15 protein-coding genes are annotated in these 16,958 nt (G+C 68.3%); 13 read left to right on the forward strand and 2 right to left on the reverse strand.

The features are described 5' to 3' along the window. Positions 1 to 180: 180 nt before the first annotated feature. The gene (locus tag M3B11_RS03900; protein ID WP_259875458.1) at positions 181 to 1,518 is read right to left on the reverse strand and encodes an APC family permease; all 1,338 of its coding nucleotides are present in this window, start codon (positions 1,516 to 1,518) and stop codon (positions 181 to 183) included. 210 nt (positions 1,519 to 1,728) lie between these two features. Between M3B11_RS03900 and M3B11_RS03905 the strand changes: the two genes are divergently transcribed. From M3B11_RS03905 to M3B11_RS03920, 4 genes are all read left to right on the forward strand, one after another. Beyond that, complete coding sequence (locus tag M3B11_RS03905) at positions 1,729 to 2,292, forward strand: TetR/AcrR family transcriptional regulator (protein ID WP_259875459.1); 564 nt, start codon at positions 1,729 to 1,731, stop codon at positions 2,290 to 2,292. 163 nt (positions 2,293 to 2,455) lie between these two features. Continuing rightward, positions 2,456 to 3,823, forward strand: a complete 1,368-nt coding sequence (locus M3B11_RS03910) for an FAD-dependent oxidoreductase (RefSeq protein WP_259875460.1) — start codon at positions 2,456 to 2,458, stop codon at positions 3,821 to 3,823. Between the two features lie 116 nt (positions 3,824 to 3,939). After that, positions 3,940 to 5,811 (forward strand): glutamine--fructose-6-phosphate transaminase (isomerizing), encoded by a 1,872-nt coding sequence (gene glmS / locus M3B11_RS03915; RefSeq protein WP_259875461.1) that lies wholly within the window; start codon positions 3,940 to 3,942, stop codon positions 5,809 to 5,811. 15 nt (positions 5,812 to 5,826) lie between these two features. Continuing rightward, a complete protein-coding gene (locus tag M3B11_RS03920) occupies positions 5,827 to 6,357 on the forward strand; it encodes a holo-ACP synthase (RefSeq protein ID WP_259875462.1) in 531 nt (176 codons plus the stop codon). An 18-nt stretch (positions 6,358 to 6,375) separates the two neighbouring features. On the opposite strand, the gene M3B11_RS03925 is transcribed toward M3B11_RS03920, so the two are convergent. Beyond that, a complete protein-coding gene (locus M3B11_RS03925; protein WP_259875463.1) occupies positions 6,376 to 8,367 on the reverse strand; it encodes an HNH endonuclease signature motif containing protein in 1,992 nt (663 codons plus the stop codon). 121 nt (positions 8,368 to 8,488) lie between these two features. On the opposite strand from M3B11_RS03925, the gene M3B11_RS03930 reads away from it, so the two are divergent. The 9 genes from M3B11_RS03930 (at position 8,489) to M3B11_RS03970 (ending at position 16,952) form a co-directional block, all read left to right on the forward strand. After that, the gene (locus M3B11_RS03930; RefSeq protein ID WP_259875464.1) at positions 8,489 to 9,796 is read left to right on the forward strand and encodes a M20 family metallopeptidase; all 1,308 of its coding nucleotides are present in this window, start codon (positions 8,489 to 8,491) and stop codon (positions 9,794 to 9,796) included. Further along, a complete protein-coding gene (locus tag M3B11_RS03935) occupies positions 9,793 to 11,259 on the forward strand; it encodes an NAD(P)H-hydrate dehydratase (RefSeq protein WP_259875465.1) in 1,467 nt (488 codons plus the stop codon). Before M3B11_RS03930 ends, M3B11_RS03935 begins: the two co-directional genes overlap by 4 nt. An 87-nt stretch (positions 11,260 to 11,346) precedes the next feature. Continuing rightward, on the forward strand, positions 11,347 to 12,732 hold the full coding sequence (gene alr, locus M3B11_RS03940; RefSeq protein ID WP_259875466.1) for an alanine racemase: 1,386 nt from the start codon (positions 11,347 to 11,349) through the stop codon (positions 12,730 to 12,732). Further along, positions 12,729 to 13,382, forward strand: a complete 654-nt coding sequence (gene tsaE, locus M3B11_RS03945; protein WP_311197713.1) for a tRNA (adenosine(37)-N6)-threonylcarbamoyltransferase complex ATPase subunit type 1 TsaE — start codon at positions 12,729 to 12,731, stop codon at positions 13,380 to 13,382. The genes alr and tsaE overlap by 4 nt, the downstream gene beginning before the upstream one ends. Beyond that, positions 13,379 to 14,077: a tRNA (adenosine(37)-N6)-threonylcarbamoyltransferase complex dimerization subunit type 1 TsaB gene (tsaB, locus tag M3B11_RS03950; protein ID WP_259875467.1), complete on the forward strand. Its 699-nt coding sequence runs from the start codon at positions 13,379 to 13,381 to the stop codon at positions 14,075 to 14,077. The genes tsaE and tsaB overlap by 4 nt, the downstream gene beginning before the upstream one ends. Further along, complete coding sequence (locus tag M3B11_RS03955) at positions 14,074 to 14,637, forward strand: GNAT family N-acetyltransferase (RefSeq protein ID WP_259875468.1); 564 nt, start codon at positions 14,074 to 14,076, stop codon at positions 14,635 to 14,637. The genes tsaB and M3B11_RS03955 overlap by 4 nt, the downstream gene beginning before the upstream one ends. 50 nt (positions 14,638 to 14,687) lie before the next feature. Continuing rightward, positions 14,688 to 15,212, forward strand: a complete 525-nt coding sequence (locus M3B11_RS03960; protein WP_259875469.1) for a hypothetical protein — start codon at positions 14,688 to 14,690, stop codon at positions 15,210 to 15,212. Next, positions 15,209 to 16,408: a tRNA (adenosine(37)-N6)-threonylcarbamoyltransferase complex transferase subunit TsaD gene (tsaD, locus tag M3B11_RS03965; protein WP_259875470.1), complete on the forward strand. Its 1,200-nt coding sequence runs from the start codon at positions 15,209 to 15,211 to the stop codon at positions 16,406 to 16,408. Before M3B11_RS03960 ends, tsaD begins: the two co-directional genes overlap by 4 nt. Next, a complete protein-coding gene (locus M3B11_RS03970; RefSeq protein WP_259875471.1) occupies positions 16,389 to 16,952 on the forward strand; it encodes an NUDIX hydrolase in 564 nt (187 codons plus the stop codon). Before tsaD ends, M3B11_RS03970 begins: the two co-directional genes overlap by 20 nt. Positions 16,953 to 16,958 lie beyond the last annotated feature (6 nt).

Raw genomic sequence — 16,958 nt, forward strand, 5'->3', positions numbered from 1 at the left:
GACAACGGTGATGGCGAAGAGCTGCGCGTGGTACCCGGGGTGCACATCCTCGATTCGATCGGCGAGCTGCCCGACCTCCTCGGCGCCGCCCCGGGAATCGCGTCCGGCCACACTCCCGAAGCCTGAGCACAGGCCCCGGCTACCGATTCGAGAACGGGGCCGTCGGCCTGGCTGAAGCGGTTACTCCCGCAGGTTGAGGGAGGGGGGCGGCTCGCGGAACCCGCGGGTGAGGACGGCCAGGTATCCGACGCCGAGTGCGACCCAGAGCAAGCCGAAGAACAGGGTTGAACCTGAAAGGCTCGTCCACAGCCACAACGTCAAGCCGAAACCGATGACTGGCACGAGACCGTAGAGAAGAATCGACGGCGCTTCTCGGCGATGTTTCTGCACGAGGAAGATCGAGACGACGGCCAGGTTGACGACGGTGAAGGCAGTGAGCGCGCCGAAGCTCACGATGGAGGCGACGAAATCGACGCTGGCGAAGACTGCTGAGACTGAAATGACAGCGACGACGAGAATCGCTCCGACTGGAGTTCGGAACCGCTCGCTCAGGACACCGAAGATGCGACGCGGCAGCACGCCGTCGCGGCCCATGCTGTAGAGGATCCGTGAGACGCTTGCCTGCGAGGCGAGGGCTGAGCCGAGGGCGCCAGTGACATACGCGGCTAGGAAGAGTGCGACGAGCAGGTTTCCGCCGATGTGCATGAGCATGGCGAGGGCTGCGGTATCGGCGCCCTCTCCGTTGATGAAGTTCGGATGGGCCATGTGTGCCAGCCAGGAGATGGCGATGAAGATCCCTCCGCCTGCCAGAGTCGTGAGGATGACGGCGACGGGCACTGTTCGCCGTGGCTCCTTGGCCTCCTCCGACATCGTCGAGACTGCGTCGAACCCGAGGAAGGACAGGCACAGGATCGCCGCGCCCGCCATGATGAGAGAAGCGTCGATATCCCCGCTGATGAACGGATCGAGAAGGCTGACGTTCGCGTCGAAGGACCGCACTGCCATGACGGCGAAGATGATGAAGAAGAGCACCTGCAGCGACACGAGCACGACATTGGCGTGCTTGACGGCGTTGATGCCGACGATGTTGAGGATGAGGACGAGGAGGAGGGCAGCCATTGAGAACACCCAGGCGGGGACGGCGGGGAGCTGTTCGTGGAGGTAGAGGCCGATGAGCAGGTAGTTGAGCATCGGCAGGAGGATGTAGTCGACCATGATGACCCAGCCTGTCATGAAGCCGATATGGCCGCCGAAACCAGCGCGCGCATAGTCATAGGCGGCGCCAGCGGCAGGCACTTCGCGACTGAGCACTGCATAGCTGACCGCGGTGAAGAACATGGCGCTCAAGGTGACCGCATAGGCAAGCGGCAAATGGCCCTGGGTGATCTCGTTGACGATGCCGTATGTGGTGAAGACCGTCATCGGCACCATGTACGAAAGGCCGAACATGACAAGAGTCGGAATGCCGAGCGAGCGGCGCAGTGTCGGGCTTTGGATGGCGGTGCTCTCAGGTGTCATGCGGAGGGTTCCTCTCGAGTGCGGTGCTTCGTTGCACCAGCTTCGACGTCGGTGTGAACAGTGGTCGTCGGGTTGACGCGTCAAGCGGGAGCAGTCATATTGGTCAGGTGACCAATATGGCGTGTGTCACAACCTAGGCAACGGACAGGACGGTGTCAAGAAATGGCGGGGCCGAGAGTGCGGAAGTCTGCTGAGCAGCGTCGCGTCGAGATGCGTGAGGCTGCGGACGCCATTGCGGTGTCTGACGGTCTTGCTGCGGTCACGGTGCGCTCGCTGGCCCAGCGGATGGGTGTGGTGCCGGGGCTCATCGCCCACTACGTGGATTCGATGGATGTTCTGCGGGCCGAAACCGTCGGTCGCGTGCTGACCGCCGAGCTGGAAGATTTTCGCGAGGTGGTGGAGGCAGAGACGAGCACGCGCATCCGGCTGCGGCTGCTGACCGAGCTGCTCACGAGAGCGGGCCGCGAAGGGGCCTCAGCACTCTGGCTCGACGCGTGGAGTCACGGCCTACGGGTATCGCCCATCGCCGCAGAAGTGCGTGCGCATATGGACGCGTGGCAAGCATTCATCCAACAGCTGATCGAAGTTGCCGTCGATGCCGGTGACGTTGAATGCAGAGATCCGGACGCCACCGCGTGGCACATCATTGCGGTGGCGGATGGCCTCAACGCGCATGGTCTCGTCCAGTACCGCGACCGCGAGGCTCTGCGACGTCAACTGGCAAAAGCAATTGGAGAGAGCCTGGGTCTCCCTCCCGAAGACCTGTGCAGCTGAGACACCTCCCCAGGACTTTCGCTCAGGGCCTCCCCAGGACTTTCGCTCAGGGCCTCCCCAGGACTTTCGCTCAGGGCCTCCCCAGGACTTTCGCTCAGGGCCTCCCCAGGACTTTCGCTCAGGGCAAATGCAATGGGCATCTCAAAGATCGGAGACAGAGATTATGAAGACGCAGAACGGCGCGCCGGACCACGACGTGGTGGTTATTGGCGCTGGGCTTTCCGGCCTCACCGCGGCGACACAGCTCGTGGAGGCTGGATACGACGTCATCGTGCTCGAAGCCCGAAACCGGGTCGCCGGCCGAAACGAGAACGGAACATTCTCAGATGGGCTCTCGATCGAGCTCGGCGGGCAGTGGGTCGGGCCGACTCAGGACGCCGTGCTGGAGCTGATCGACGACCTCGGTTTGGAGACGTTCACGGTCTACGACGAAGGCAAGACGCTCTTGGCGATCGGTGGGCAGATCCACTCCAGCGACGACGACGCGGTCGGACTGACCGACGAACTGGCCGTTGAGTTCCAGTCCACCGTGGACATGATTGACCGCACCTGCGCTGGTATCGACATCGAGCGGCCTTGGCTGTCGGACAAAGCCATGGAACTGGACCGCATGACAACGCAGCAATGGCTGGCGGAGAACGTCCCGACGCCTGAAGTTCGAAACGTGCTCGACGTGCTTCTGGCAACGATCTTCGCAGCCGAATCCGAGGAGTATTCCGCGTTGCACTGTCTCTTCTACCTTGCCGCTGGCGGTGGGCTGCATCGCATGATGGCGACGATCGGCGGGGCGCAGGAGGCGCGCGTGCTCGGCGGCACTCACCAGATCTCCGAGCGTCTGGCGAGTCGGCTTGGGAAACGTGTGCACCTCAGCACTGAGGTCACAGGACTGACATACGGCGACGACGGCGTCACAGTGCACACCGCCACGAATGATGTGCGCGCTCGCCGGGCTATCGTGACGCTGCCGCCGACGTTGGCAGGACGGCTGCGGTACAACCCGCCGATGCCGCCGAACCGCGACGTTCTCACCTCCCAGATGCCCGGCGGAAACGTCATCAAGTTCCAGCTCCGGTATGCCAGGCCGTTCTGGCGCGATGCAGGCCTGCGCGGCACGGTGCTCAGCCTTGATCACGATGTAGCCCTCGTCTACGACAACTGCGTTCCCGGCGAGGAGTCCGGGATCCTCGTAGCCTTCGTCGAGGGTCACCACGCGAAGGCCTTCGCTGGTCTTTCGGAGGATGAGCGCACTGCGCGAGTGCTTGAGTGCTTAACCGACTTCTTCGGTGACTATGCGCGGAAGCCGCTCGAAGTGCTGCAGCGTGACTGGAGTGCTGAGCCGTTCACGCGCGGTTGCTACGGCGGCCGGCTCGGAGCGGGGCTGTGGACGCACGTCGGTGAGGAGCTGCGCCGGCCCGTCGGCCCTGTGCATTGGGCCGGAGCGGAAACCGCAGCCGAATGGAACGGCTACATGGACGGGGCAATCCGCAGCGGCCGGCGGGCAGCCAGCGAGGTCGGCGACGCACTCAGCTGAGCGCAACCACCGCCTCGGGAACGGGAGCGACCAGCCGACGCCGAGTCGCAGATGTTACGCGCCGGGCGGGCGCGAACGTGCAGGTGCTGGGCGTCGGCGGGTTTAGACTGAAATCTATGTGCGGAATTGTTGGATACGTTTCATCGTCAACCCCCGAAGCAGCAGGCCACAGCGCCCTTGACGTAGTGCTCGGCGGCCTCAAGCGACTCGAATACCGCGGCTACGACTCAGCCGGCGTCGCGCTCGTCACCGACGGGGGTCAGGTCGCCAGCGCGAAGAAGGCCGGCAAGCTCTCGGCGCTGACCGACGAGCTCGAAGCTCACCCGCTGCCGGCAGCGATGACCGGCATCGGCCACACCCGGTGGGCCACACACGGCGGGCCGACCGACGACAACGCGCACCCGCACCTGGCCGATGGCGGCCAGCTGGCGGTGATCCACAACGGCATCATCGAGAACTTCGCCTCCCTTAAGGCCGAGCTGCAGGCCGATGGCGTTGAGTTCCTCTCCGAGACCGACACCGAGGTCGCCGGCCACCAGCTGGCGAAGAACTACGCCAAGACCAAGGACCTGACCGAAGCGATGCGCCTGACCGCCGGCGAGCTCGAAGGCGCCTTCACGCTGCTGGCCGTCCACGCTGATCAGCCGGGCACCGTCGTGGCCGCCCGCCGCAACTCGCCGCTGGTCATCGGGCTCGGGGAGGGCGAGAACTTCCTCGGCTCCGACGTCGCCGCGTTCATCGACCACACCCGCAAGGCTGTTGAGATCGGCCAGGACGAGATCGTCACGATCACTCCGGACTCGGTCGACATCATCGACGCCGGGGGCAACCCGGTCGAGGGCACGAGCTTCAACGTCGACTGGGACACCGCCGCTGCCGAGAAGGGCGGCTTCGCCTCCTTCATGGACAAGGAGATCCACGACCAGCCGCAGGCCGTGGCCGACACGCTGCTCGGCCGGATGGACGCTGACGGCAAGCTGACGCTTGACGAGATCCACGTCGATGAGACGATCCTCAAGTCGATCGACAAGATGATCGTCATCGCCTGCGGTACCGCCGCCTACGCCGGCCAGGTCGCCAAATACACGATCGAGCACTGGTGCCGCATCCCCGTTGAGGTCGAACTCGCCCACGAGTTCCGCTACCGCGACCCGGTCGTCAACGAGAAGACCCTCGTGGTCGCCGTGTCTCAGTCCGGCGAGACGATGGACACGATCATGGCGGTGCGCCACGCCCGCCAGCAGGGCGCGAAGGTCGTCGCGATCTGCAACACCTACGGCTCGACGATCCCGCGCGAATCCGACGCAGCGCTCTACACGCACGCCGGTCCCGAAGTGGCTGTCGCCTCGACGAAGGCGTTCCTGTCCCAGATCGTCGCCTGCTACCTGCTGGGTCTGTACCTGGCGCAGCTGCGTGGGAACAAGTTCACCGATGAGGTGCGCGTCATCCTCGATGAGCTGCAGCAGATCCCGGAGAAGATCGAAAAGGTCCTTGAGCTCAAGGGGCAGGTCGAAAGTCTTGCCCGCAGCGTGCAGGACACCCAGTCGGTGCTGTTCCTCGGCCGGCATGTCGGCTACCCGGTTGCGCTCGAAGGCGCGCTCAAGCTCAAGGAGCTCGCCTACATCCACGCGGAGGGCTTCGCTGCCGGCGAGCTCAAGCACGGGCCGATCGCCCTCATCGAGGACGGTCAGCTCGTCTTCATCGTCGTGCCGAGCAGGGAAGGACGCGATTCGCTGCACGCGAAGGTCATCTCCAACATCCAGGAGGTCCGTGCCCGCGGTGCGAACACGATCGTCATCGCCGAAGAGGGCGACGAGGCTGTGAAGGAATACGCCTCCGAAGTGTTCTACGTCCCGCAGACTCCGACGCTGCTCGCGCCGCTGCTGACGACGATTCCGCTGCAGTTCTTCGCTATGGAACTGGCGACGATGAAGGGCCTCGACGTCGATCAACCGCGCAACCTCGCCAAGTCCGTCACCGTCGAGTAAGACAGGCAGACGGGTATGGGGATCATCGGAATCGGTCTCGACATCGCCGATGTGCCGCGGTTCGCTGAGCACATCGAGCGGGTGCCGGAGCTGCTCGACCGGCTGCTGACTCCTGCCGAGCAGCTCAAGCGCAACGGCAAGCTGCGCACACCGGAGTCGCTGGCCGCGAGGTTCTCTGCGAAAGAAGCGCTCGTCAAGGCGATGCAGTATCCGGGCATCATCGAATGGCAGCACGCCGAGGTCGTCTCTGCCCATTCGGGTGCGCCGTCGTTCCGGCTCTCCGGGCCGGTGCTCGAGCATTTCCGGAAGATCGGCGGGGAGACCATCCATCTGTCGATCACTCATGATGCCCGGGTGACGATGACCTACGTCATCGTCGAAGGGTCAGGCGCACCGCTGTCACCGCCTGTCGATCAACCGCCCCCGCTGCTGCCGGGCAGCCCGGAGGCGCTCGCCGCGTTGGAAGCGCGGGGGAAGCAGCGGAAAGCTGAAAAGCAGCGACAGGCTGAAAATCAGCGGCAGGGCGAGGAGAAGCGACAGCACTAAGCTGACGCGGCCGACCGGTCAGAACGGAGGAGCGTCGTCGCCAGACGAGTCCCCGGGGTTCTTCCATGGGAGGCCGTCGTCCTGCGTTCCCTCTCCCTGCGTTTCCTCCCGCAGTGCTTCCCGCCGGGCGGCATCGCTGAGTTCGTCGGCCCGTGTCAGGCCCAGATAGTGCTGGGCCAGCTCGGCGGCCGTATCGAGATACATCGCATCAGGCTCGGCTGGTGAGGTCACTGTCTGCGCGCAGGCTGCCCGCTCGGCTTCGGCCGGTGGGCTGGTCGCCCAGTGCGAACCGGGTGCGGCGTCGTCGCGCAGCAGAGCGCGCATCGGTTCAGGCAGTGCCTCGCCGATGATCCGCGCCTGCCGTTGCTCCACCGGATTGCGGGGCTTACGTGTATGCCCGGTGAGCCCGAACATCATCGTCCACCGCAGCACACCATCCTCGCCCTTGAACACACGCAGATGTCCGCGCGTCTTGAGGTCGTGATGGGTTTTGCACAGCGGCTGCATGTTGCCCGCCTGCGTCAGCCCGCCAGCAGACGGGTCACGGTGGTTGAACGACACGATGTGATCGGTCTCCGAGGTCGAGGCCCGACGGCTGCAGCCCGGTGCCGTGCACCACGCCCATGCCGCCTGCACTGTTGTGCGCACCGCCCGCGGCACCGTGTACTTCTTGGCCGGCTCGTCGAGGACCTCACCGGTCAGCGGGTCCGTCAGCAGCCGGTAAAGCGTCGAGGACTCGGCAGCGAACTGCCGGGCCGTCAGCGCTGGAATCGGATGCTGCCCCTCCACGGTGCCCGGCAGATCAGCAGTGCCCAGCAGCGTGATCACCGGCACCGTGACATTCACCGTCGCCTGCCGGCGCAGCCACTCAGCACTCGTCGGGCACGACACCTCGACGAGCTGCTCAGCAGCTTCCCCGCCAGAGACACGAACACGGGTGGACGGTGCCATGCCAGTGAGCATGTCGAACATCACCTGCGGGATCGTGCGCTCCTCCAACAGCTGGGTCGCCGCGTCGCGCGCACCACCCGACTGCATGCCGGCAGCTCCAGTCCGCTGCTCATCAGAGCTCAGCCCGAAGGCATCGAGCTGCTGCCGCACAACCCCGCGAGCGCAGGCGAGCGTGCGCTTGTACAGCGCCGTCAGCGGAGCCAGCGGCCCGCGCAGCGTCAGCGTCGCGCTGCCATCAGGCAGTGCTTCGAAGAGCACCGCCCGCTGCTCGTGGATCTGCTCAGCGGCCTCGTCCTCTGGCACGATCGTCGCCAGTTCCATATCGACATGCCGGCGCACCTCGCGCATCGGCCGGTGCGCCGGGATCGCAGTGACCGACGCGTCCATCTCCTCCAGCTGTGCCAGCGTGAGGTCGCTGCTCTTGCGCGCGGTGTAGTCCAGCCGCTCGAAGGGCACCTGTCCGCGCAGGACGAGTGCCGTCAGCCGCGGCAGGCCGACGAAGGCTACGAGCGCCCGCGAGACCAGGGTGTAGGCCTTCTGCAGCGAGCAGTCGTGCATCGTCGAGACCACGACGCGGATGGCGTTCTCAGCCCGGTCGTTGGCGCAGAACCACGACATGAGCGAGCCGCTGAAACGCACCTGCCGCAGGCCCGCGGCGACATCCCCAGGGGAGGGGAGCACCGCCTCGGGCGCGGTCACCCCGGGCATCTCGGGTACGAACCCGACCATGCGCGCGGGATCGAACGCCGGTGCCCGCGCCACCGCCTCGGGGCCGGAACCCACCGCGGGGCCGGAACCCATCGCGGAGCCGGTGTCCACCACCCAGGGGCCGGGTGGCCCGCCTGTATCCGGTGGATCGGCCGGCCGATGCTGCAGCGGCAATGCTGCGAGCCGGTCGTCGATGTTGAGCACCGCGAAGGCCAGCTGTGCCAGCCCGTACATCTGCACGGCCTCATAGCGGCCCAGCTGCCGGTTGTAGGCGGCCACATGATCGGCCAGCAGCGACACAGGGCTCGCCGGCACCTCGACGGCCAGCTGCGGGTCGTCATCGGGGTCCATTCCACTCACCTCCTCGTGAGGGTGCAGCCGTCGGGCGGCTGCTGGTTTCGTCGCGTTCAGGCTATCGGGAGGCACTGACATCGCTTCCGGATTGAGGGTGCCGCGGGGTTAGGCTGGGAGTATGACAGTCATCAGCGCCGCCGCAGCGGCTGCCCTCCTGCCCGAACTCCAGCGCCTGCGCCGCGATCTGCATCGCGAACCCGAACTCGGCCTCGACCTGCCCAAGACCCAGGCCCGGGTCGCAGCTGGTCTCGATGGCCTCGACGTCGAGGTCACCTATGGGCAGTCGCTGGCCTCGCTGACCGTCGTGCTGCGCGGCGGGAAGCGCGACCCTGAGAACCCGGTGGCGGTGCTGCTGCGCGGAGACATGGACGCCCTGCCGGTGACCGAGGCGACCGGCTTCGACTTCGCCTCCACCAACGGCGCGATGCACGCCTGCGGCCACGACCTGCACACCACCGGCCTGTACGGGGCGCTGCGGCTGCTCCACGCCGTCCGCGACGAGCTGGCAGGCGACGTCATCTTCATGTTCCAGCCCGGCGAGGAGGGGTACGACGGTGCCGGTCACATGCTGCGCGAAGGGGTCCTCGACGCCGCCGGAGTGCCGGTCATCGCCGCCTTCGGTGTGCACGTCTCCGCTGATCAGGAGCTCGGCAACCTGTACTGTCGGCCGGGCTCGTACATGTCGGCGTTCTCGATCATGAACATCACCGTGCGCGGCAAGGGCGGTCATGCCTCCCGCCCGCACACCGGCCGCGACCCGATCCAGGCCGGTGCGATGCTGGTGGGCCAGCTGCAGGAGTATGCGACCCGCCGCTTCGACGCCTTCGATCCGGTCATCATCACCGTCGGCCAGTTCCACGCCGGCACCGCACCCAACGTCATCCCCGACACTGCCGAACTCACCGTCGGGATCCGCTGCTTCTCCGAGGCCACCACCGCCCGCACCGAAGCTGAGCTGCCGAACCTCGTGTCCACCCTTGTGTCCGCCCACGGCTTGGAGGCAGACGTCGACTACCGGTCGGTGCTGCCGCCAGTCATCAACGATGAGGCCGAGACCGCGTTCTACCTCGACACCGCCGCCGAGGTGTTCGGCCCGAGCCGCACGCACCTCGTCACGGTGCCGAAACCGGGCTCGGAGGACTTCTCGCGCATCCTCCAGCAGGTGCCGGGCACCTACGGCCACCTCGGCGCAGCACTTCCGGGCACGGTGGCCGAGCAGCAGGATTCGAACCACTCACCGCGCGCCCGTCACACCGATGAGGGACTTGCCGACCACGCCCGCTTCCTCGCCGCGCTCGCCGCCGGCAGGCTTCACCAGCATGCCGCCGCAGCACCCGCCTGGCCGGGCGCCGCTGCAGCTGCCGGTGATGCTGGGGCTGCCGTTCCCGAGGTGGAGGAGGCTGAGACCGAGGGGAACCTGTCATGAGGCTCGGGTACACCGCTGCCGCCGTCCGTGAGGCCGAGGCACCGCTGCTGGCTGCAGGCCGCGGGGAGGCGCTCATGCGCACCGCCGCTGCTGGGCTCGCTTCCGTGTGCCGGCGCCTCTTGAGTAAGCGCGGGCAGATCTCCGGCAGCCGCGTCGTCATGCTCGTCGGTGCCGGCAACAACGGTGGAGACGCCCTCTACGCCGGCGCGAACCTCGCAGGCCGCGGCGCCCACGTCACCGCTGTCGACGTCTTCGGGAAGATGCATGAGGCTGGTGCCGCCGCCTTCACCTCATCCGGTGGGCAGACCGAGGCCTTCAACGCGGAGAATTCGGCGGAGATCTCCGGCCTGCTGCGCGGAGCCGACCTCGTCATCGACGGAGGGCTCGGCACTGGTGCCAAGCCCGGCCTGCCCGAAGACCTCGCAGCCCTCATCCGCGGCTGGCAGGGAAGCGCCACCTCCGGCCAGTTCGTCGTCGCCGTCGACGTGCCCACCGGCGTTGATGCCTCGACCGGGGCCTGCGGGCCCACCCACGTGCGCGCCACCCACACCGTCACCTTCGGTGCTGACAAAGCCGGTCTCCTGCTGCCCGGCGGTGCCGATGCAGCAGGCGAGGTCACGATGGTCGACATCGGCCTCGACATGTCAGCCCATGTCCCGGCCGTCCACGTGCCCGACGACAGCGATCTCGCCACCTTTTGGCCGCGCCCGCAGGCAGGCGACCACAAGTACTCCCGCGGCGTCCTCGGGCTCGTCGCCGGCTCCGCCCGCTTCCCGGGTGCCGGTGTGCTCACCGCCTCGGCGGCGGTCGCCACCGGTGTGGGCATGCTCCGGCTCCTGGCTCCGGCCGAGGTGACCGAGACCGTCCTGCAGACCTACCCGGAGGTCGTTACCGACGCCGGGCGCGTGCAGGCGTGGGCGATCGGGCCGGGTGCTCCGGACCGGCTGGCGATGCAGCAGGCGATCACCGCCGCGGAATCCCAGCACGTCCCGCTCGTCATCGACGCCGGCGGCCTGGCGCTGCTCACCCGGCCGCTGGAGACCAGCTGTATCCTCACCCCGCACGCCGGCGAGCTCTCAGACCTGCTCGCCCGCCTCGGCACCGGCGCCCCCACCCGGTCCGAGGTCGAAGCCGAACCGGTCACTCACGCCGTGCGCGCCGCCCAAGTGATTGAGGCGATCGTGCTGCTCAAGGGCAACCGGACGATCATCGCCCGGCCCGATGGCACCGTCGTCGCGCCAGAACCCGGGCCCGCCACGCTGGCCACCGCCGGCACCGGCGACGTGCTCACCGGTATCCTGGGAGCGCTGCTGGCCACCACCGCCGGAACCGACATCGATCTGGCCGACCTGGCCGGGCTGGCAGTGCTCATGCACGCGCGCGCAGGCGCGCACGCAACTCACGCCTCGCACCTGCCGGCCGCCCTCGAAGCCGACGTCCTCGCCGTGCTCGACCAGATCTGAGACACGCGCCCGGCAGCGGCACGACGGCCACGTGCGGCCGGCCCGTACCACGGCGGCACCACCCACCGACAACGAAGGAGACAGCCCATGGCAGCAGCGGCGCAGGCAGCGACCGGATCGGTCGTGAGCGCCCGCATCGACACCGCGGCACTCATCGACAACGCCCGCACCGTTGCCGCGCGCGTCGCTCCCGCCCAGCTCATGGCCGTCGTCAAGGCCGACGCCTACGGCCACTCCACCGACATCGTCGCCCCTGCGCTGTATGCCGCCGGACTGCGGGACTTCGCCGTGGCGACCGTGCCCGAGGCGGTGGCCCTGTCCCAGCTGCTCGGCCCGGATTCCGGGGCTCGGATCCTGTGCTGGCTCTTCGACCCGGCTGCCGACCTCACTGTTTGCACACGCGCCGGGATCGAATTGGGCATCTCCACCCCCGAAGCCCTCGAGGCCGCCATCGCCGCAGGCCGGGCGACCGGCCGCTCTCAGGACGTGCATCTCAAACTCGACACGGGGCTGGGCCGCAACGGCCTCTCCCTGTCCCAGCTCGACACTGTCCTCGAACGACTGCGCGCGCTTGCCGCCGAGTCCAGCATCGCCGCCGGTGCGCAGGCAACGACCGGGACGCCCACCATCGGGACGGCCACCGCCGGAACTGCCCGAACCGCCGGGACGGCCGCCACCGGAACTATCGGAACCGCCGGACCGCCCACCTCGGCGCCGGTGCGGGTGACCGGCATCATGACCCATTTCGCCAACGCCGACATCCCCGGCGATCCGGCGACGGCCGACCAGCTGCACCGCTTCGACAGCCTCTACGGTCGCCTGCAGGCCGAGCTGCCGTCCGACCTGCGCGCAGACGACCTCAGAGTGACCTTGGCCAACTCGCCGGCCGCGCTCTCGCTCGACCCGGTGCCCGGCAGCCACGTGCGTGCCGGCGTCATCCTCTACGGCCTCAGCCCATTCGAGAACAGAACCGCCGCGCAGCTCGGCCTCACCCCGGTCATGACGCTCACCTCCCGCGTCCTCAACGTCAAGGATGTCCCCGCAGGTCAGGGTGCCTCGTACGGGCTGACGTACCGCGCTGCTCACGACACCCGCTTCGCGCTCGTCGCCGGCGGCTACGGTGACGGGCTGCCGCGCATCGCCGGCAACCGCGGTGAGGTCACCGTCCGCGGCCGCCGCTACCCGATCGTCGGGCGCATTGCGATGGACCAAATGGTCCTCGACATCGGCCCGGCTGAGACCGGTGGCGAGGTGGCGATCGGCGATGAGGTCGTCGTCATCGGCGACGGCACCACCGGCCCGAGCGCCGAGGAATGGGCTGCCTGGTGCGAGACGATCAACTACGAGATCGTCACCTGCATCAGCCCCCGCGTCGACCGCATCGCCGTCGGCGCGCCCGGCGAGGCCGCGGCCGGCGAGGCTGCGAACGGAGCACACCCAGCTGCTGACCACACCCGAGGCGGCGGCCGGTGACCGACCAGACGCACCTTGCCATCGGCGACCGCGAGGACATGGAGCGCTTCGCCTCACTGCTGGCCAGCCGGCTGCGCGCCGGTGACGTCATCATCCTCACCGGCAACCTGGGCGCCGGCAAGACGGCGCTGACGCAGTTCCTCGCCACCGCACTCGGGGTGACCGGCCGGGTGTCCTCACCGACGTTCGTCATCGCCCGCGCGCATGCGAACCCGCGCCCAGACCGGCCGCCGCTGGTGCACGTCGACGCGTACCGCCTCGGCGACGCCGCCGAGTTCTCTGACCTCGACCTCGAATACGGGCATGACGAAGCCGTCACCGTCATCGAATGGGGCCGCGGACTTGCCGAAGGGCTCGCCGAGGACCGTCTGGAGATCGTCATCACCCGCGCCGGCGAGGACCCAGAGGCGGCACCCGATGCCGATCCCACCAGCAGTGGAGACCCCACCAGCGACGCCCCTGCCACCGCTCCTGACACCGGGCCCCTGGACGTCGCCGACCTCCTCGGCGACGGCTCACCCGGCCCCGTCGACCTCACCGAGGCTGAGGAGGACGAGACCCGCACCATCCGGCTCATCCCGACCGGGCCGAGCTGGCAGGCGCGCATCAGCGCCATCGCCGCCGCCTACGCAGAGCAGGAGCCCACATGATCATCCTCGCCATCGACACCTCGGCCACGGCCACCGCGGCACTGACCGACGGCGAGAGGGTGCTCGCCGAGTGGGGTGCGGCCGCTGGCGGCAAGCATGCCGAGCTCACCGGCCCGGCCGTCCGCGACCTCACCGACGGCCAGCCGGCCCCTGAACTCGTCGTCACCGGGATCGGGCCCGGCCCCTTCACCGGCCTGCGCGCCGGCATCGCCACCGCGATCGGCTACAGCCTCGGCGCCGGCATCACCGCTGCCGGCGTGCCCAGCCACCTCGCGCTCGCCGTGCGCGCCTACCGCAGCCTCGACCCCGCAGCCCCGCTGCTCACCGCCACCGATGCACGGCGCAAAGAGGTCTACTGGACCCGCTTCAGCGGTGCTGATGAGCACGGTGTGCCTGTCATCGCTACCGGGCCCGAGGTGTCAGCACCGGCCGATCTGGCAGCCCACCTGACCGAGACGGCAGGAGAGTCGGTACCAGCGGGCATCGGGGGCGGGTTCGTGCTCTATCCTGAGCTGCTCGCCGTGCCCGAGGTGGCCGTCCCGATCCTCGACACGGCACCTCCGGCTGCTGCCGACCTCGCGATCGCCGCCCACCGGATCCTGGCAGCAGGCGGTGAGCTGTGGCCGACGACTCCGCTGTATCTGCGCGCCCCCGACGCCGCCCCGGCCGCCCGCCGTGAGACGAGCCTGCGATGAACGACGACCCCACCGCAGGAGCTGACCCCGCTGCACACGCCGCAGGAGCTGACCCCGCTGCACACGCCGCGGCCGCGGAAGCCGATCCCGCCGCAGTTGCCGACGCCGCGGTGATCCGGCGGATGCGTTGGTTCGATATCGCACCGATCGCCGCCCTCGATGCCGCGATCTTCGGCGCCGATGCCTGGTCAGAGGCCTACTTCTGGTCGGAGCTGGCAGCTCCGGGCCGGCACTTCATCGTCCTCGACGCCGCTGCCGCCGGCAACGCCGCGAGCCCAGGGCTCCTCGGCTTCGCCGGTCTGAGCGTTTCCGGCCCGCAGGCCGACATCCTCACGATCGCCTCCCACCCGGACGCACGCCGGCAGGGGGTCGGCCGCCGGCTGCTCGACGCGCTGCTCGACCACGCCCGCGCCCACGGCGTCGAAGCCGTCCACCTCGACGTCCGCGCCGACAACGCCGCCGCCCAGGCGATGTACGCCGCCGACGGATTCGTAGAACTCGACCGCCGGCCCGGCTACTACCGCGACGCCGACGCCGTGCTCATGCGCGCACTGCTGTGACAATCCCCAACCGACCCAACGGCGCGGCCCGGAATTGGTAGCCTGATGCCATGACATCATCGCCTGTCCTGCGCTTCTCACTCGTGTCCTGGGAAGATGGCGTCGACCTCGACATCCGCACGACGCTGCCGGTGACCGCCGCCGAGGTGTGGGCACAGATCGCAGACCCTGCTGCCTGCGGTGCGTGGTTCGCGCCGTACACGCGGGCAGGCGACACACTGACCTTCGACGCCGGCGACGGCGAGACCTTCACCGCCGAGATCATCCACTGCGCCGAAGAATCCGATGTCATGCTCGACTTCGCCGACTTCGGGCTCACCGGCTTCAGCCTCCGGCCCGCCGAGGACGACGAGAACTCCACCGAGGTCATCGTCACCCGACCGCACCCCGACGACACCGCTGTCGCCGATTCGATCGACAGCCAGGTCGAAGGACTGTGGCCCTCCCACCTCGAACTGCTGGCCGCACAGCTCGGTCACCCGATGGACAGCCAGCGCAACCCTGACTTCCTCGCTGAGACCTTCGCAGCCCTTTCAAGCGAGGCCCGCGCAAATGCCGCTGAGGCGAGCCGATGAGCGCTGCTGATAGCCCGCTCGTCCTCGGCATCGAATCCTCCTGCGACGAGACCGGTGTCGGGATCGTGCGCGGGCGCACCCTGCTGACGAACACCGTCGCCTCCTCGATGGACGAGCATGTGCGCTTCGGCGGTGTCGTGCCCGAAGTCGCCTCCCGTGCCCACGTCCACGCCATCGGCCCGACCATCGACGAAGCCCTCACCGACGCCGGTGTCACCCTCGATGACATCGACGCGATCGCTGTGACCGCAGGCCCCGGGCTCTCCGGAGCGCTCATGGTCGGCGTCGCCGCCGCCAAAGGCCTGGCCGCGGCCACCGGGCTGCCCCTGTACGGCATCAACCACTTAGCCGCCCACATCGCCGTTGACCTTGTCGCCGACGACCTGCAGCAGCCAGCCACCGCCTCCGGAACTGCCGCCGCCTCGGAAACGGCGGACAACGGCCAGCCAGCCACCGCCTCGGGCCCGGTGACCCCGTCGATCGCCCTGCTCGTCTCCGGCGGGCACACCGAGATCCTGCGCATCGGCGACCTCGTCGACGACATCGAACTGCTCGGCGCCACCATCGACGACGCCGCCGGTGAGGCCTTCGACAAAACCGCCCGGCTGCTGGGCCTGAGCTATCCGGGCGGGCCGAACATCTCGAAAGCCGCCGCCGGCATCCTCGACGGCACCGGCCAGCCGGGTGACCCGGCCAGCGTGAAGTTCCCGCGCGGACTCTCCACCGCAAAGGACCTCCGCGACCCTCAGCGCCGCTACTCCTTCTCCTTCTCCGGGCTCAAGACCGCCGCCCTGCGGTTCGTCACCGCCTACGAGGCCGCACGCGCCGCCGGCAGCCCGGAGACCAGCCGGCAGCTGACCGACCTGCGCTTAGCCGATGTCACCGCATCCTTCGAGACAGCCGTCGTCGACGTGCTCGTGACCAAGACGCTGCTCGCGTGTGAGGATTACGGCATCGACCACGTCATGCTCGGCGGGGGAGTGGCCGCGAACCGACGGCTGCGCAAGACCTTGGCCGAACGCTGCGCTGAGCGCGGCGTCACCCTGCGGATCCCGCCGCTGAAGCTGTGCACCGACAACGGTGCGATGGTCGCCGCCCTCGGCGCCGAGCTCGTCACCCGCGGACTGCCGCCCTCACCAGAGGACTTCGCGGTGTTCTCATCTCTGGAGGTGCGCGATGTCTACATCCGGCCCTGACCGCAGCGGATCCCCGGGACCGGACACGGGCCCGACTCCAGCCGAGGCGCGCCGGTCCATGCCGCCGATCGAAGAGCTGCGGGCCCGCCGCCGCTCCGGCGACGGCTGGATCGAAACCCCGCAGGGACGCTTCTGGGGCAAGTTCGGCGCCGCCGGCCTGCTCATCCACGACCGTGAACGCGGCGTGCTGCTGCAGCACCGGGTGCCGTGGTCAGCCCACGGTGACACGTGGGGGATCCCCGGTGGGGCGATCGACGCCGATGAGACCCCGACCGCCGGGGCGATCCGCGAATGCCATGAAGAAGCCGGTGTGCCCGCGCTTGACGGCACCGGAATCCGGATCCTCGACACGCATGTCGTCGACAAGGACGGCTGGTCGTATACGACCGTCATCGCTGAGGCCACCGAGCCGCTAGAGGCCTTCATCGCCGATATCGAAAGCCTCGACCTGCGCTGGGTGCCCCTTGACGAGGTCACCGACTATCCGCTGCACCCGGGCTTCGCGGCCGCCTGGCCGCAGCTGCGCGCGGTGCTCAACGCCTGAAACACG

This window comes from Brevibacterium sp. p3-SID960 (assembly GCF_025144725.1).
Lineage (GTDB): Bacteria > Actinomycetota > Actinomycetes > Actinomycetales > Brevibacteriaceae > Brevibacterium.

Coding starts and splice junctions, on each gene's coding strand:
- M3B11_RS03900 (WP_259875458.1), bottom strand. CDS start 1,518: ATGACACCTGAGAGCACCGCCATCCAAAGCCCGACACTGCGCCGCTCG.
- M3B11_RS03905 (WP_259875459.1), top strand. CDS start 1,729: ATGCGTGAGGCTGCGGACGCCATTGCGGTGTCTGACGGTCTTGCTGCG.
- M3B11_RS03910 (WP_259875460.1), top strand. CDS start 2,456: ATGAAGACGCAGAACGGCGCGCCGGACCACGACGTGGTGGTTATTGGC.
- glmS (WP_259875461.1), top strand. CDS start 3,940: ATGTGCGGAATTGTTGGATACGTTTCATCGTCAACCCCCGAAGCAGCA.
- M3B11_RS03920 (WP_259875462.1), top strand. CDS start 5,827: ATGGGGATCATCGGAATCGGTCTCGACATCGCCGATGTGCCGCGGTTC.
- M3B11_RS03925 (WP_259875463.1), bottom strand. CDS start 8,367: ATGGACCCCGATGACGACCCGCAGCTGGCCGTCGAGGTGCCGGCGAGC.
- M3B11_RS03930 (WP_259875464.1), top strand. CDS start 8,489: ATGACAGTCATCAGCGCCGCCGCAGCGGCTGCCCTCCTGCCCGAACTC.
- M3B11_RS03935 (WP_259875465.1), top strand. CDS start 9,793: ATGAGGCTCGGGTACACCGCTGCCGCCGTCCGTGAGGCCGAGGCACCG.
- alr (WP_259875466.1), top strand. CDS start 11,347: ATGGCAGCAGCGGCGCAGGCAGCGACCGGATCGGTCGTGAGCGCCCGC.
- tsaB (WP_259875467.1), top strand. CDS start 13,379: ATGATCATCCTCGCCATCGACACCTCGGCCACGGCCACCGCGGCACTG.
- M3B11_RS03955 (WP_259875468.1), top strand. CDS start 14,074: ATGAACGACGACCCCACCGCAGGAGCTGACCCCGCTGCACACGCCGCA.
- M3B11_RS03960 (WP_259875469.1), top strand. CDS start 14,688: ATGACATCATCGCCTGTCCTGCGCTTCTCACTCGTGTCCTGGGAAGAT.
- tsaD (WP_259875470.1), top strand. CDS start 15,209: ATGAGCGCTGCTGATAGCCCGCTCGTCCTCGGCATCGAATCCTCCTGC.
- M3B11_RS03970 (WP_259875471.1), top strand. CDS start 16,389: ATGTCTACATCCGGCCCTGACCGCAGCGGATCCCCGGGACCGGACACG.